The organism is Arthrobacter mangrovi (assembly GCF_026011795.1).
GTDB lineage: Bacteria > Actinomycetota > Actinomycetes > Actinomycetales > Micrococcaceae > Crystallibacter > Crystallibacter mangrovi.
On record NZ_BRVS01000005.1, the window covers coordinates 155,242 to 170,624 of the forward strand.

Genomic DNA, 15,383 nt, shown 5'->3' on the forward strand with positions numbered 1-15,383 from the left:
GCTAGCTCCGTACTGTAGAACGCAACAGGCGCAGGGCCACTGACAGCGAGGCCATGTCGTCCCGGTCAAGCTGGTTGACTTCCTCGAACATTACCCGGGCACGTTCGATGCTCTCGGCATTGCTGCCCTCCCACTCCTCAAGCCGCCGCACCGGCTCGAGGTCGGGATCCGTCGTCGTCATGATCGCCAGAGTGATGTCGGTGATCGTCGAATAGAGGTCGTCGCGCATCGCGGCCCGGGCCAGCGCCTGCCACCGGTCCTCGCGCGGCAGGTTGGTAATCCGGATCAGCAACGCATCGACGTCGAACCGGTCATACACCGCGTAGTAGACGTGCGCGACTGACTCGACCGGTTCGTCGACCCGGCCGGCGATGCGCGCAATGTCGAGCAGCCCGAAACTCTCGAACTGCTCCGCCCAGTGGTGCGCGATGGTTTCCGGCAGGTTCCACTGGTCCGCCTGTTCGCGCCACTCACGGACCCGTTCGAGGTCCTTGCCGCGCAAATAGTTCACCAACCGGCTGCGCAGCGGGTCCATCAGGGGCTTGAAGGTGCTGATCCCCTGGTCGACCGCCGTCCCGCTCTCCACGTGGTTGACGTACCACCGCACCGCCCGGTCGAGGAGCCGGCGCATATCGAGATGGATTGTGGACCAGATCTCCGTCGGGAAACTGGCCGGCAGCGCGTTGAGCCCCTCCACGAACTCGTCCAGGTCGTAGATCTCACGCAGGGCAGAGAAGGCCCGGGCCACCCCCGCCTCGTCCACGGACGTTTCTTCCATCACGCGGAACGCGAAGGTAATGCCGCCCATGTTGATCATGTCGTTGGCCACCACCGTGGCGATGATTTCCCGGCGCAGCGGGTGCATCCCCAGGTCGTCGCCGAACCGCTCCACAAGCTGCCGCGGGAAATACCGCCTCAGAACCTTGTCGAAGTACGGGTCGTCGGCCAGGTTGCTCGACGCCAGCGCCCGTGACAGCTCGATCTTGGCGTAGGCCGCCAGGACCGACAGCTCAGGCGAGGTCAGTCCCTGGCCGCCCTCGATGCGCTCGTGCAGCTCGGCTGTCGTTGGCAGGAACTCGAGCCCGCGGTCCAGTTCCGCATGGCGCTCCAGCCAGTCCATGAGGCGTTCGAAGCTGGGGCTCCAGTCCAGCACCCGCTGGCGGTCGTTGAGCAGCAGGACGTTCTGGTCGATGTTGTCTTCCAGCACCAGGGCGGCTACTTCGTCCGTCATGGAATGCAGCAGCTCGGCACGCTCGCGGGCCGGAAGCTTGCCCGCCGCTACCAGCTGGTCGACGAAGATCTTGATGTTGACCTCATGGTCGGAGCAATCGACGCCGGCGGAATTGTCGATGGCATCCGTATTGAGAATGGTCCCGTTCAGGGCCGCCTCGATGCGCCCGCGCTGCGTCATGCCGAGGTTGCCGCCCTCGCCGATCACCTTGGCCCGGATGTCCCGGCCGTCGACCCGGATGCTGTCATTGGCCTTGTCGCCGACCTCGGCGTTCGATTCGCTCGACGCCTTGATATAGGTGCCGATGCCGCCGTTGTACAGCAGATCGACCGGAGCCTGGAGGATCGCCTTGAGCAGGTCCGGCGGGCTCATCGCGGTCAGCCCCTCATCCAGGCCGAGCACCTGCCGCACTTCCGGCGAGAGGGGAATGGACTTGACCGTTCGGGAGTAGACCCCGCCGCCGGCACTGATCAGGTCGGTGTCATAGTCCGCCCAGGAAGAGCGGGGTAGATCGAAGAGCCGGCGCCTCTCGGCGAACGACCTCGCCGCGTCCGGCGCCGGATCCAGGAAGATGTGGCGGTGGTCGAAGGCGGCCACCAGACGGATGTGCTCCGACAGCAGCATGCCGTTGCCGAAGACGTCGCCGCTCATGTCGCCGATGCCGACAACGGTGAAGTCCTCCTGCTGGGTATCGACTCCGAGCTCGCTGAAGTGCCGCTTAACGGATTCCCATGCCCCGCGCGCAGTGATCCCCATGGCCTTGTGGTCGTAGCCGACGGACCCGCCGGAGGCAAAGGCGTCGCCGAGCCAGTGGCCGTACTCGCGGGAAATGTCGTTCGCGAGGTCCGAGAAGCTCGCCGTGCCTTTGTCGGCCGCCACCACGAGGTAGGAATCGTCGCCGTCGTGCCTGACCACCCGTTCCGGAGGCACTGTGGCTTGGCCCTCGGGCGTCCGCACGAGGTTGTCGGTGATGTCCAGCAGGCCGCGGATGAAAGTCCGGTAGCTGGCCTGGCCCTCGGCCATCCACGCCGCCCGGGCCTCCGCCGGATCGGGCAGTTGCTTGGCGAAGAAGCCGCCCTTGGCACCGGTCGGCACAATCACCGCATTCTTCACGGTCTGGGCCTTGACCAGCCCAAGGACCTCCGTGCGGAAGTCCTCCCGGCGGTCGGACCAGCGCAGGCCGCCGCGGGCCACCTCGCCGAACCGCAGGTGGACGCCTTCGACCTGCGGGGAATACACCCAGATCTCGTATTTCGGCCGGGGGAACGGCGCGCCTTCGATACGGGAGGGGCTGAGCTTGAAGCTGAGGTACGGCTTGTCCTGGAAATAGTTGGTCCGCAGCGTCGCATCCACGACGTTGGCCAGGGTGCGCAGCACACGGTCCGCGTCCAGTGTGGGGACGGCCTGCAGGCCCTCGTCGAGGTCGGCCCGGGCCTCTTCCACGGCCTTGCCCCGGGTTTCCTCCGGCAGATCCGGATCGAACCGGGCCTGGAACAGCCGTGTGAGGCCGTGAGCCACCTTCGGATTGGCCAGCAGAGTGTCTGCGGTGAAACCGAACGACGCCGGGAAACCGAGTTGGCGGATGTACCTCGCGTAGGCGCGCAGCATGGCCACCTGGCGCCACGGTATCCGTTCCTGCAGCACCAGCCGGTCGAAGCGGTCGGACTCGCTGTAGCCGGTAACGACGGCGGCGAAGGCTTCCTGGACCAGGTTTCCGGTTTCCAGGGGATTGACTCCGGCAGGGTATTTCAGCCCGAAATCGTAGAGGAAGAAGTCTTCGCCGTCGGCGGTCATGATCTCAAACGGACGCTCGTCCAGGACGTCCAGCCCGAGGTTCTGCAGCACCGGCATGATCCGGCTCAACGACCTGGGTTCGGGCAGGTACAGCTTGAGCCGCGCATCCTCGTCGCTGCGGGCCTTCGTCTCGGGCAAGTACACATGCATTAGCGGGCTGACATCGCTGTCGGCGCCGTAAGTCTCGAACCGGGCGATGTCTTCCAGCGCGTCTTCAACTTCGTAGTCCACCCGGTAACTGGCGGGGAACGCGTCGGCCCAACGTCGCGACAGGCGGTCGGTCTCCTTACCTTCGGCCCTGCTCCGCAGCGCCTGGTCAATCGCCTCGGGCCACGACCGGGCGGCGGCCGCGAGCCGCTGCTCAAGCACGCCGGCATCTACCTGCGGCACCGCCGAGCCATGCTTCAGGCGGATCCGGAAGAACAGCCGCGCCAAAGCCGACTCGGTCATTCGCGCTTCGTAGTCGATGCTATGGGGATCGAAGGTACGCCGCAGTTCGTCCTCGATGCGCAGCCTGACGGCGGTGGTGTACCGGTCCCTCGGCAAGTACACCAGCGCCGATACGAACCGGCCGTAAATGTCCTCCCGCAGGAAAAGCCGGGTGCGGCGGCGTTCCTGGAGCCGCAGGATGCCCATCGCGATTTCGGCCAGCTCTTCCGATTCCATTTGGAAGATTTCGTCGCGCGGATACGACTCCAGAATGGAGAGCAGGTCCTTGCCCGAATGCGAATCCGGCGGGAAGCCGCACAGTTTCAGGACGCCGTCGACCTTCTCCCGTACGATCGGCACGCTGCGCACCGAACTGTTGTAGGCGCTGCTGGCGAACAGGCCGATAAAGCGCTGCTCGCCGTCGACGTTGCCTTGGGCATCGAAACTCTTGACGCCGATGTAGTCCAGGTAGGCAGGGCGGTGGACGCTTGACCTTGAGTTCGCCTTGGTGATGACCAGCGCGCGCTTCTCGCGGGCGCGTGCCCGGCCTTCCTCGGTGAGGTGCTGCACGTGCCGTCCGGCGGCGACATCGTGCATGATACCGAGCCCGGTTCCCTCGCGGACCAGCAGGACGTCCTCGCCGTTCTGGTTCGCCAGGTCGTATTCGCGGTAGCCGAGGAATGTGAAATTCCCGTCGTCGAGCCAGGACAGCAGGGCCCGGGCCTCGTCCAGATCCGGAATCCGGGCCGCGTCCTTGACGGAATCGAGCGAAGCGGCGATTTCCCGGACGCGCCGGCGCATGGCACCCCAGTCCTGCACGGCAGTCCGCACGTCGCGCAGCACCCGCTGGATTCCGGCGACCAACTCGTCCGACTGCTGCTCGTCCGGGATCCGAGCCGTTTCCACGGCTATCCAGGACTCGATGTAGGAAGCGTTGTCACCCGTTCCGATGATGTCGGAAAGGTTCTGCATTGCGGCCGTGTCGCCGCTGGAAACGCCGGCGTTGGACTGCACCCGGTTCAGTTTGACGAGTTCGTGGGTGCTGCGGTTGCGCGTGGCGACGAAGATGGGGTGCGTCAGCATGCGGATCGCAATGCCCTGGCGGACGATCTCGGCGGTTACCGAATCCACGAGGAAGGGCATGTCGTCCGTGACTATCATGACGATGCTGGCGTTGGCCTCGTGGCGGATCGATACCAGCGGCTGGCCCGGCGCCCGGGCGCCCGCGAGCTCCCGGTGCGCCGTAGCCCTGGCCTCGAGGACGTCAGCGCTGTAGCTACGAGCGTCTTCGTCTGCCAGATGCTCGTAATAGTTCTCGATGTAGGCCGCAGGGTAGTTGTCTGAACTTGGCAGATCCGTGAGATTGGATCCAGACGACATCAAAACGCCTCCCGTTAGGTGGTCCTCGGCCGCACCATTGCGGCCCATGACTGCAAGCCTAACGCCGGTGGGTTAAAACTTCACTTTGGCTCTCCCCCGCCCCCTCCGCGCCGGGACCTCCCTCCCCGCCAACCGGGCAATGGCCAGCCGCAGCGCCGACTCAGGGGCGCTCTCAAGCAGCACGGAGCCGGTCAGCAGCGCCGCATCGGCTGCCGCGAAGTCGGCCGGAAGGAAGGCCTTGACTTCCGTGGAGGGGCCGAAACGCTCCCATGCCTGACCCAGCTGGTCCTCCGGCGCGGGCCCGACCGACGACGCCCGCACCTTGTTCAGGATGATCTGCGGCGAGGCAGTCGGCACGGCCTGCTCCAGGTCGTTCAACGCGCGGACCAGCCGGGGCACGCCGACGGCGTCCGCCGTTCCTATGGCGTAGACGGTGTCGGCCAGCTCCAGGCAGCGCAGCGCGGCGCCATTGCGGCGGGGCGCCATCGTGTCGAAGCTAAGCTCTTCGTCCGACTCCAGGCAGAAGCCGCAATCGATCACTACGTGGTCCGCGTGCTTCCGGGCCAAGTCGAGGACGTTTCCGAGAGCTCCGGGCCGCAGCTCCGTCCACCGCTCAGTCCGGGTAATACCGGTCAGGACCAGCAGAGGCGCACCCTGGACCGCGAGTTTGACGCTGATCCGTTCGAGCGACGCATCGTCGAGCAGCCCCTGGTCGGCCAGGCGGCAGGCTTGGGCCAGCGCCGCGGATTCATCCATGAGACCCAGGAACACGGCCACGCTGGCTCCATAGGTATCCGCATCGACGAGCGTCACCCGCTTTCCCGCTGCCGCCATTTCGGCGGCCAGGTTGACGGCCAGGGTCGTTCGTCCGGGTGCTCCCGCTGGTCCCCAGACTGCAGTGACGGCTCCGGCCGGAGCCGCAGGTTCGTCGGGCTCGCTGACCTCTGCCGGCGGAGCGAGGGAAACCGCCGGATCCGCGTAACTGGCGGCCAGGTTCCGCCGTCCCGGATCGCCCAGCGAAACCACGGCAGCTCCGACCAGATCGGCGATCCGTTCCGGCTCCAGCAACAATGCCCCGTGCGCCACGCCCAAGGCATCAAGCCGGTGCTGTTCGGCGTCGTCGTCGGTCAAGACTACGACGGCAACATCGGCGCTGTGGAGCCGTTCGAGCAGGCTGATGCCGAGGACGGAGCTGCCGCCGGCGATAATCACGGCGCGGGCCAGACCGGTCTGGGCCGTCGCCAGCAGCTCGGCCATGTCGGTGCACCGCCGGACGACGGTCACGGGGCCGTGAAGTCTTTCCAGGCCGCCGACGATGTCCTGCTCTGGCTCCCCGAAGGCGATGACCGGGATCGTCATGAGGAACGACCCGGGTTGAGTACCACGTTGATCTTGGCCCCATTGGACAGGGCATTGAGCAGGCCGGGCATCTTCTCGTCCGTGACCAGCACATGCAGCCGTTCCGATTCAGCCGCTCCAAGGGCCGACGACGCCTCGCTGAGCTCCGAAACCTCGGCCGCCTCCAAGTGCAGTTCCGGCTGGCTGAACCCGTTGCGGCCGTCCGGCATTGCTACCCACACGTCCACGCGGGAGCCCGCCCGGGCCCCTTCAGGTAGCGGACTGTCGATCGTGAGGCTCACAGGCTTGCGGCCCAGCAGGTCAGGGGAACCGAGTGCCGACGCCGGGATCAGCTCACCCCTCCGGAGCAAGGCAGTTGCGATGGCGCCTTGCGGAAGTTCGTCCTGGGCACGCAGATATGCCCTTTCCACGTTTCCGAGCCGTACCTCGACAACCGACAGGTCCTCCATGCGGACCGGTTCCCCGACTCCTATGTCGTCCCTGGCCGCCAGCATGGGCACGGTCTTGTCTGCGCTGCCAAGCAGTGCCGTGACTGCAGCCACGGAGACCAGCACCAGCAGGATTCCCACCATGAGCCGGGGATCCTTCCAGGAAGGCCGCTTTAGCCGCGGTGCAGGCGCGGGCGCATCACCCGGATTACTCATACTTCCCCCTGTTGGAATGGCGCAACGCCCTCTGGCCGGGACGTTTTTCCCGACCGGAGACTTATGGGCGTTCGTGTCTCGGATTGAATCCCATTCTTGTGGCGGCCGGCGCAAAAGCAAGATGCCGGCTCCGGAACCGGGCCCGGTGTGGAAAACTTCCACCACAGGCAATCCACAACACCGCGCCCCAACCGGGACCAAACCGCCGCAAGATGCCATAATTGGGCTGTCCGACTGTCCACCGGGAAGAGTTGTAATGTCGCGGTTCCTGACCTTGACCGATATCGCCGAGATTCTCCAGATCTCGTCTTCGCAGGCGTATGCGCTGGTGCGAAGCGGCGAACTGCCCGCCATCCAGATTGGCGGCCGGGGTCAGTGGCGCGTCGAGCAGTCCATGCTGGACGAGTACATCAAGGAAAAGTACGCGGAAACGCGCCGGCTTGTCGAGGAATCCAAGGCCGAGCACAAACGATAATGCCGAAGGTCCGGCGGCAATCGGTACCGGACTAGGCGTCGTTCCTCGCCGAGGCCAAAGCTGCAACGGCGGTGAAAGGCACAGCATGGACCGATCGGACACTCGAAGCACGGCGCGCCTCTCCGGAGGGAACGGACGCCAGCTCCAGGAAGTCGTTGCCGACCCGGTCAATGTAACCCGTCGCTACTGACGACGCAGGGCCCGCCGCGAAGTACAGCACGACCTCGGCACGGTCCCTCGCCAGGGCACGGAATGCCGAGCCGAGGCCGAGGCGCCGAGCCCCCGCCGAGGTCTCCGGGGCTGCGCGGCGCCCCAGCCCCTCCACGAGTTGAATCCCTGGCAACGGGACCAGAATGCTCCGGACGCGTTCGTGCAGGACGAGCCAGGAAGATCCGACATGGCCGATTGAGCCGCTGAAGGAATGGCCGGACATGGTCGCGACGCGGACTTCTGCACCGGCCTGCCCCCGCAGCCGGTCCGTCAGGAGGACTTCCGCTTGGGCGGCCCTGGCCAGTTCGTTGGCACCCGCCTCCAGCTCCAGCTGTCCGGCTGCATGGAGCTGCGCCTCCATGTCCTCGAATAAGGAATCCCATCGCACGGCATCAGCATAGAACCGCAACCAAACGTAATCAAACGTGCTTAAACGTCTTTACACAGCCAAACCCATATGCCAGTATCGGGCACTATAGCAACTCAAAAACGGTCAAACTGCATCAAACACAGCAATAGCAAAGCTGAGAGGGACGGCCATGAAGCGGATTAGTACCGACGTAATTCTGGCCGCGGCCGTTCTGGGATGCGCATCCCTGCTGCTCTGGTCGGGACTGCGGCTGGACATCGGCAGCCCCCAGCTTGCCCTGCGGAGCTATCCGGACCTGCTGGCAACAGGCGCAGTCGTCCTGGGGCTGCTCCTCGTGCTGTGGTGGCTCTTCGCAATGGCCAGCGCGTTCGTAGGAATCGTGCTGCAAAAATCAGGTCACGCCAAGCTTGCGGCAGCTCCGCTGGCGGTAAGTCCGGCATTCATGAAGCGGCTCGCGGCGGCAGCTTTGGGCATGAACCTGCTGGCCGTGCCGGCCGTGGCCCAGGCCGCCGACGCGGGCCGCTCCCCTGCGGCGGCCTCTTCCTGCGCCGCGGAGGTCATCCCGCCCTATTTCTCTCCCGAAGCTGCCGGTGGACCGGGCAGCGGCCCGAGCCAGCCGCGTTCCGCCTGCCCCAAGGACCAGGCCGTTGATCCTTCCTGGAAGCCATCGGCGCCGCCGGCCAGTCCCGGCCTCATCGCCCGTCAGGTTTCCGGCCCCGCACAACCCGGCGCCGAGGAGCGGACCGTGACAGTGGTTGCGGGAGACAGCCTCTGGCGCATCGCCGCACGGGACTTGGGCACCTTCGCCACTGATGCCGAAATCGCGGGCCACTGGCCGAAATGGTACGCAGCCAACAAGGACACGATTGGCGGCGATCCGCAGCGGCTCCTGCCCGGACAGGTCCTGATCGCCCCCATTGACTAGCACCGCCCCATTCGAGGAAGGCAAGCCATGACCAACGTAACCCGACTCCGCCATGCAGAACCCATTCCGGCTCCGGAAGCCGACTCAGGCCTGCCTGTCCTGGCGCCGGCCAGCGGCGCACCACGCCCTCTCACGGTGCGCCCCGTACGTCCCGTGGACCCGGAAAGCTATTTCGCGCCCATCGTCAGGCTGGAGCCCCGCGTACGTGCACGGCGACAGGCCGAAGAGCAGCACAGCGAGACCGCCCGAGGGGTTCCCGCAGATCCTGCCGCCGGGAAGGAGGATGCAACCGCACCGGCCGAAGAGCTGCGCCAGGTCACTGCCACCGCGAGGTCGGTGGCACAGGCCGCCATGGAAGTCATCGCCGGAACCCGCCCCGTCCAGCAGTTGGCCCGCTGGCTTGAACCGGATTGCTACGAGAAGCTCGTCCAGCGGGCCGCGCTGGTCCAGGCCGGGCAGGAACGGCGGCGGCCGGCGCGCGCCCCGGAGCCGAGGATGCATCGGAGCGCCGTCGTCCGCTCTTCGAGGGTGTGCCCGGTCTCCGCAAACGCCTACGAAGCCTCCCTGGTGATCGTGGAGACGACCAGAGTCCGCGCCGTGGCACTCCGTCTGGAGTTTCGACGCGGACTCTGGAAGGTCGCCGCCCTCGAGATGGGCTAGGGCAAGCCGGCTGCTACTTTCGGCGCTTTCCGTTCCTGCCCGCCCCCGCGCGGTTGCCCTTGGCCTGCGAAGCGGAATCGCCGGCTTTTCCCGACGCCTGCCGCTCCACCCGTGTTTCGGCATCGCCGGAGACCGACGGTGCGGTGAACTGCAGGGCGGCCGGGCGCTGCGGCGCCTCCAGTCCTGCCGCAGTGATCTGCGGGCCTTGAACCGCGCCCCGGGCGTCTGCCGCCACGCCAGGCAGGGACGTGGCCGGCTGATTCACCTTCACCTCGAGATTGAAGAGGTAGCCGATGCTTTCCTCCCGGATGGCTTCCATCATGGCCTGGAACATGATGAACCCCTCCCGCTGGTACTCGACCAGCGGATCACGCTGTGCCATGGCCCGCAGCCCGATACCTTCCTTGAGGTAGTCCATCTCGTAGAGATGCTCCTGCCACTTCCGTCCGATGACGGACAGCACCACCCGGCGCTCGAGTTCGCGCATCGTGGCGGAACCGAGTGCCTCCTCGCGCGCCGCGTAGGCGACCTTCGCGTCCGAAATGATTTCCTCGCGCAGGAAATCGGCCGTGATCTTCGACGTTCCGCCGGCCTCCTCGAGGACCTCGTCGATGGTCAGCTGGATCGGGTAGAGCTGCTTGAGGTTGGTCCAGAGCTGCTCGTAGTCCCAGTCGTCGCCATGGCCCTCCATCGTGGCTTCGTTCACCATCGCGGTAACGACGTCCTCGAGGAAGAACCCGACCTTCTCGTGCAGGTCGTCCCCTTCAAGGATGCGTCGGCGGTCCCCGTAGATCGCCTCGCGCTGCCGGTTCAGGACGTCGTCGTACTTCAGGACGTTCTTGCGCTGTTCGGCGTTCCGCCCCTCGACCTGCCCCTGGGCGTTCTCGATGGCCTTGGAAACCATCTTGGACTCGAGCGCCACGTCGTCGGGCATGCGCGAGGAGTTCATGATGCGCTCGGCGGCGCCGGAGTTGAACAACCGCATCAGATCGTCCGTGAGCGATAGGTAGAAGCGGGACTCGCCGGGATCGCCCTGGCGCCCGGAACGGCCGCGCAGCTGATTGTCGATACGCCGGGATTCGTGCCGCTCGGTGCCCAGGACATACAGGCCGCCAAGGCCCAGGACTTCCTCGTGTTCGGCCTTCACGGCATTTTGGGCTGCTTCCAGGGCCGCAGGCCACGCCGCTTCGTATTCTTCCGCGTTGTCGGCCGGATCGAGGCCCCGCCGTTCGAGTTCGGCCACCGCGTTGAACTCGGCGTTGCCGCCGAGCATGATGTCCGTACCGCGGCCGGCCATGTTGGTCGCAACCGTGACCGCGCCCTTGCGCCCTGCCTGCGCGACGATCGACGCTTCACGGGCGTGGTTCTTCGCGTTCAGCACTTCATGCCGGATGCCCTGCTTGGCCAGCTGCTTCGAGAGGTACTCGCTCTTCTCCACGCTTGTGGTGCCGACCAGCACCGGCTGGCCTGTTTCGTGCCGCGAGGCAATGTCCTTGACCACGGCGTCGAACTTGGCCAGTTCGTTCTTGTAGATCAGGTCCGGCTGGTCGATGCGGGCCATGGGCTTGTTAGTGGGGATTGGCACGACGCCGAGCTTGTAAGTGCTCATGAACTCGGCCGCTTCGGTCTCGGCGGTGCCTGTCATGCCCGAGAGTTTGCTGTAGAGGCGGAAGTAGTTCTGCAGCGTCACGGTTGCCATAGTCTGGTTTTCCGCTTTGATCTCGACGCCTTCTTTGGCCTCGATCGCCTGGTGCATGCCCTCGTTGTAGCGGCGGCCGGCGAGGATTCGCCCCGTGTGCTCGTCCACGATCAGGACCTCGCCCTTGAGGATGACGTAGTCCTTGTCCCGCTTGAACAGTTCCTTCGCCTTGATCGCGTTGTTCAGGAAGCCGATCAGCGGCGTATTGGCCGATTCGTAGAGGTTGTCGATGCCCAGGTAGTCCTCGACCTTTTCGATCCCGGCCTCCAGGACGCCGACGGTGCGCTTCTTCTCGTCGACTTCGTAGTCCTTGCCGTCGTCGAGCCGCTGGACGACCCGGGCGAACTCGGTGTACCACCGGTTCACGTCGCCGGAAGCCTGGCCCGAGATGATCAGCGGCGTCCTTGCCTCGTCGATCAGGATTGAGTCGACCTCGTCCACAATCGCGAAGTTGTGTCCGCGCTGGACCAGTTCCTCTTTGCTCCAGGCCATGTTGTCGCGGAGGTAATCGAAGCCGAACTCGTTGTTGGTGCCGTAGGTGATGTCAGCGTTGTACTGTTCCCGGCGCTCCGCAGGTGTCTGTCCGGAGAGGATGCACCCGCTGGTGAGGCCCAGGAACCGGTACACGCGGCCCATGAGATCGGACTGGTATTCGGCCAGGTAGTCGTTGACGGTCACCACGTGGACGCCCTTGCCGGTGAGCGCGTTCAGGTAGGCCGGGGCGGTCGCCACCAGGGTCTTGCCTTCACCGGTCTTCATCTCGGAGATGTTGCCCAGGTGCAGGGCCGCCCCGCCCATCAGCTGGACGTCGAAGTGGCGCAGGCCGAGGGTGCGTCCGGCTGCCTCCCGGACGGCGGCAAATGCCTCCGGCAGCAGGTCGTCGAGGTTCTCGCCGTCCTGGTAGCGCTGTTTGAGCGTATCCGTCTCGCCCCGCAGCTCAGCGTCGGTGAGTGCGGAGAAGTCCTCTTCGAGAATGTTGATGGCATCCGCGTAGGTGCGAAGCCTCTTCAGCGTCCTCTTGTCGCCGGTTCTAAGGACTCGTTCGAGAATCGATGGCACTACATTGCTCCCAGTCGTTTGCACAGAGGTCTGGCTTGTTCAGTCTACGGGAGAGACGCGTCAACCAGTGCTTTGGTTCCCGGGGCCGCCGTCCTAACCCTGCCTGGCCACGCTGAGGGCCAGGGCGGGAGCCAGGTCGCCGCGGTCCGCCACGCGGACTCCCCCGAGCCCGAGCCACCGGGCCATCAGGACGAGCTCCGCGGCAAGCGCTTCCGACGTGTCCGGCGGGGCGCCGGCTTCGCTGAAGGCGGAACGGACCTCAAGGTATCCGGCGGACCGGTGTGCTTTCAGGTCGACTCTCGCGCAGAGCTCTTCGCGCAGGAGGAATGGCAGCACGTAATACCCGTACCGTCGCTTCTCCGCCGGTGTGTAGATTTCGATCCTGTAGCGGAAGCCGAACAGCTTCTCGAGCCGCTCCCTTTCAAAGACCAACGAGTCGAAGGGGCCGAGGAGGGCCTGTCCTTTCGCCCGCCTGGGCCTCGCTGCCGCAGGATGCAGGTAGTGCGTGCCCTGCCATCCCTCGACCTCGACTTCCTCCAGCGCTCCTTCGGCGACCAGGACCCGGAGTGCGTCCCGGGCCGCCCGCACCGGCACCCGGAAATAGTCCGCCAGGCAGCGGGCCGTTCCCACGCCGTGCGCGCGGGCCGCCGCGTCCATCAGCCTGACCATTGCTTCGTCCTTGTCGACCGGGCGGTCCGCTCCGGCGTCCTTGGGCATGACCTTGGCTGTCGGGGCGTAGAGCCGCTCGAACTGCGCATTCCGCCCGGCCGCACTGATGTCTCCCAGCTCAAAGAGGACCTCCAGGACACGTTTGACGGCATTCCAGTTCCAGCCCCAGTTCGCCGCGTCCTTGTCCTCCCGGTGACCGATGCGGAAAGCCACTTCCCTCGCCGTGAGCGGGCGGGATCCGTCCAGGATTCGAACGATACGCTCCGGGAGATCCCGGCGGAGGTCTGCGTCCAGCCCGTGGCCGCCGATCCACCGGCGCTTCTGCCAGACCTTCAAGTCGGCGAAGAGCGCGGGCCGGATGTAGCTGGCCTCATGCGCCCAATATTCCACTATCCTGCGCGGAGCCCGGCCCGAAAAGCGCTGGAGGATCCCGACGTCGTAATTCCCCAGCCGCGAAAACATCGGCAGGTAGTGGGCCCGGGCCAGGACGTTGACGGAATCGATCTGCAGCAACTGCAGCCGGTCAAAGGTCCGGCCCACCTGCCTTGCCGTGGCAACGCCGGTGGGCCGTTCCTGGTGAAGCAGTTGCGCGGCAAGTGCTATTCGCCGTGCCTGCGAAAGCGGTATGCGGGCGGCCATCTACCCATCGTAGGCAGTCGCGCCGCGAATGGGGCTAGACGCCGGCTTCCTGTGCGGCGCGGTATGCAAGGAGTTCTTCCTTGGCCGCGGCCGTTTCTTCGGTGCAATCGGCGTCGAGGGTGATCACGCCGTAGGTCCAGCCGCGCCGCCGGTAGACGACGCTGGGGGCATTGGTGGCGGAGTCGATGAAGACGTAGAAGTCGTGTCCGACGAGCTCCATATTGTCGACAGCATCGTCGAGGGTCATCGGCTGGGCCGGGAAGACCTTGCGGCGGATCAGCACCGGGGAGTCCCCTGCGGGTACATCGTTTTCGATTTCGTAGCCTGTGGTCTCCGGGGCGGAAGCGGACGGTGTGGCTCCGCTCCTGGCTCCTTCGGTTTCCACATGCAGGGGTACGGACGTGCTGGCCGGTTCCAGTGCCGCGGTGGCCTCGTGGACGCCCTTGGGGTTGTGGCGGCCGTGGTGGACCTTCCGGCGATCCCGGGCACGGCGCAGGCGTTCCATCAGTTTGCCGTAGGCGAGGTCGAATGCCGCGAACTTGTCTGCGGCGGAGGCTTCGGCACGGACCACGGGGCCGCGCCCCATAACGGTGAGTTCAACGGTCATGGAACTGTCAGCCTGGCGGGCGTTGACTGCCTTGGTAATTTTCGCGTCGAGGCGCTGGACTTTGTCGCCGAGCTGCTCGATCTTGGATACCTTCTCTTCGGCGTATTCGCGGAACCTGTCTGAGACTGCCAGGTTGCGACCGTTGATGTTGAATTCCATGGTGCCCTCCATGTTGCTAGATGACACAACAGCGGCTGAAAGAGATTGATCCTCCCAGCCGCTGAAGACGGGTCTTGCTCGAGCCCATACTTCACGTTAGTCCACGGTCATGCTTTATTCACCCCCTCGCTGCAAATTTGGCCATCCGTTTAGCTTCGGGGCGAACGGCCGCCGTATGACGCATCCGCACAGCGGGATGACGCCCTCGGCTAGGGCCGGGAGCAGACGGTTGTGTCGCCCGCGGGCGCGGTGGTGGCAGCAAGAACGACGCCGGCCTCGACCCGTCCGCCCGCCGCCGCCAGGACCCGCGTCAGTTCCGCCAGCGTCGCCCCGGTCGTCAGGACATCGTCCACTACGATGCATACACTGCCGGACACGGCCCCGGCCGCGCCGCGCTTGAGCCGCATCGAGAAGGCGACATTCCGGCGCCTGCCGCTCCGACCCAGCGACTTCTGCGAGGAGCCGCCAGGCACGCCGCGCAACTGCCCCCGCCAGGGTGTCCGGACAGCGGCCAGCCGCCGCACCATCACTCCCGGCGGCAATAATCGCCGGCGCTGCAGTCCCCGCAGCAGCAAATCCAGCGGATCGTAGCCCCTGCGGCGCCGCGAAGACGGCCGGCTCGGCACCGGGACCAGGAGCATGGGCCGGCCGCCCGCGAGCGCCGCCGCGGCCTGGATCGCCGCTGCGAGCGCGGGTACCAGCACGGGGGCCAGGTCCGTGCGTCCGTGGTTCTTGAAGGCCAGCACCGCCTGCGACAGCTCCCGCCTGTACCGGCCCGCCGCCACGACAGGCAGGACCTCCTCGAGGCTGCCCCCGATCAGCGGAAGCGATTCCGCGCCTGCCTCGGCGCGGTAGGGCCGCACCGTTGCCGCACGGAGTGCCGTGCGGCAACGCGGGCACAGGACCTGGTCCTCGGCCCCGCAGCCAACGCAGTCACTGGGCAGGACCAGGTGGCTGAATTCCGCGAACCAGCTGCGGAGGGTGCAGGCCACCGGCCCGAAATACAGTGAGTCGAGCCAAGCAGCGCTCCGCGTCCACATGCCGCCACACTGGCAGCGCCTGCCGCCTGCCCGC

At 66.0% G+C, this 15,383-nt stretch carries 10 protein-coding genes and 1 pseudogene; 4 read left to right on the forward strand and 7 right to left on the reverse strand.

Features of this window, described 5'->3' with window-relative positions; all coding sequences use genetic code 11:
• Position 1: 1 nt before the first annotated feature.
• From AHIS1636_RS06740 to AHIS1636_RS06750, 3 genes are all read right to left on the reverse strand, one after another.
• On the reverse strand, positions 2–4,834 hold the full coding sequence (locus tag AHIS1636_RS06740) for an NAD-glutamate dehydrogenase (RefSeq protein WP_264795047.1): 4,833 nt from the start codon (positions 4,832–4,834) through the stop codon (positions 2–4).
• 72 nt (positions 4,835–4,906) lie between these two features.
• Positions 4,907–6,193 (reverse strand): CpaE/TadZ family protein, encoded by a 1,287-nt coding sequence (locus AHIS1636_RS06745; protein ID WP_264795048.1) that lies wholly within the window; start codon positions 6,191–6,193, stop codon positions 4,907–4,909.
• Positions 6,190–6,765 (reverse strand): CpaB family protein, encoded by a 576-nt coding sequence (locus AHIS1636_RS06750; RefSeq protein ID WP_264795049.1) that lies wholly within the window; start codon positions 6,763–6,765, stop codon positions 6,190–6,192. Before AHIS1636_RS06750 ends, AHIS1636_RS06745 begins: the two co-directional genes overlap by 4 nt.
• A gap of 328 nt (positions 6,766–7,093) precedes the next feature.
• Here AHIS1636_RS06750 and AHIS1636_RS06755 point away from each other — a divergent pair, with 328 nt between their 5' ends.
• A complete protein-coding gene (locus AHIS1636_RS06755; RefSeq protein ID WP_264795050.1) occupies positions 7,094–7,312 on the forward strand; it encodes a helix-turn-helix domain-containing protein in 219 nt (72 codons plus the stop codon).
• A gap of 31 nt (positions 7,313–7,343) precedes the next feature.
• On the opposite strand, the gene AHIS1636_RS06760 is transcribed toward AHIS1636_RS06755, so the two are convergent.
• A complete protein-coding gene (locus AHIS1636_RS06760) occupies positions 7,344–7,910 on the reverse strand; it encodes a hypothetical protein (RefSeq protein WP_264795051.1) in 567 nt (188 codons plus the stop codon).
• A 151-nt stretch (positions 7,911–8,061) separates the two neighbouring features.
• Between AHIS1636_RS06760 and AHIS1636_RS06765 the strand changes: the two genes are divergently transcribed.
• On the forward strand, positions 8,062–8,817 hold the full coding sequence (locus AHIS1636_RS06765) for a LysM peptidoglycan-binding domain-containing protein (protein WP_264795052.1): 756 nt from the start codon (positions 8,062–8,064) through the stop codon (positions 8,815–8,817).
• A 27-nt stretch (positions 8,818–8,844) separates the two neighbouring features.
• Entirely contained in the window at positions 8,845–9,477 is a 633-nt protein-coding gene (locus AHIS1636_RS06770) for an Rv3235 family protein (protein WP_264795053.1), read from the forward strand.
• Between the two features lie 13 nt (positions 9,478–9,490).
• On the opposite strand, the gene secA is transcribed toward AHIS1636_RS06770, so the two are convergent.
• The 3 genes from secA to hpf form a co-directional block, all read right to left on the reverse strand.
• Positions 9,491–12,235, reverse strand: coding sequence for a preprotein translocase subunit SecA (gene secA / locus AHIS1636_RS06775; protein WP_264795054.1), 2,745 nt, complete (start codon positions 12,233–12,235; stop codon positions 9,491–9,493).
• A 93-nt stretch (positions 12,236–12,328) separates the two neighbouring features.
• Entirely contained in the window at positions 12,329–13,543 is a 1,215-nt protein-coding gene (locus AHIS1636_RS06780) for a winged helix-turn-helix domain-containing protein (RefSeq protein ID WP_264795055.1), read from the reverse strand.
• Between the two features lie 34 nt (positions 13,544–13,577).
• Complete coding sequence (gene hpf, locus AHIS1636_RS06785; protein WP_264795056.1) at positions 13,578–14,309, reverse strand: ribosome hibernation-promoting factor, HPF/YfiA family; 732 nt, start codon at positions 14,307–14,309, stop codon at positions 13,578–13,580.
• A gap of 981 nt (positions 14,310–15,290) precedes the next feature.
• Between hpf and AHIS1636_RS20425 the strand changes: the two are divergent.
• Positions 15,291–15,368, forward strand: a pseudogene (locus tag AHIS1636_RS20425) (hypothetical protein); the annotation flags it as partial.
• Between the last annotated feature and the right edge of the window lie 15 nt (positions 15,369–15,383).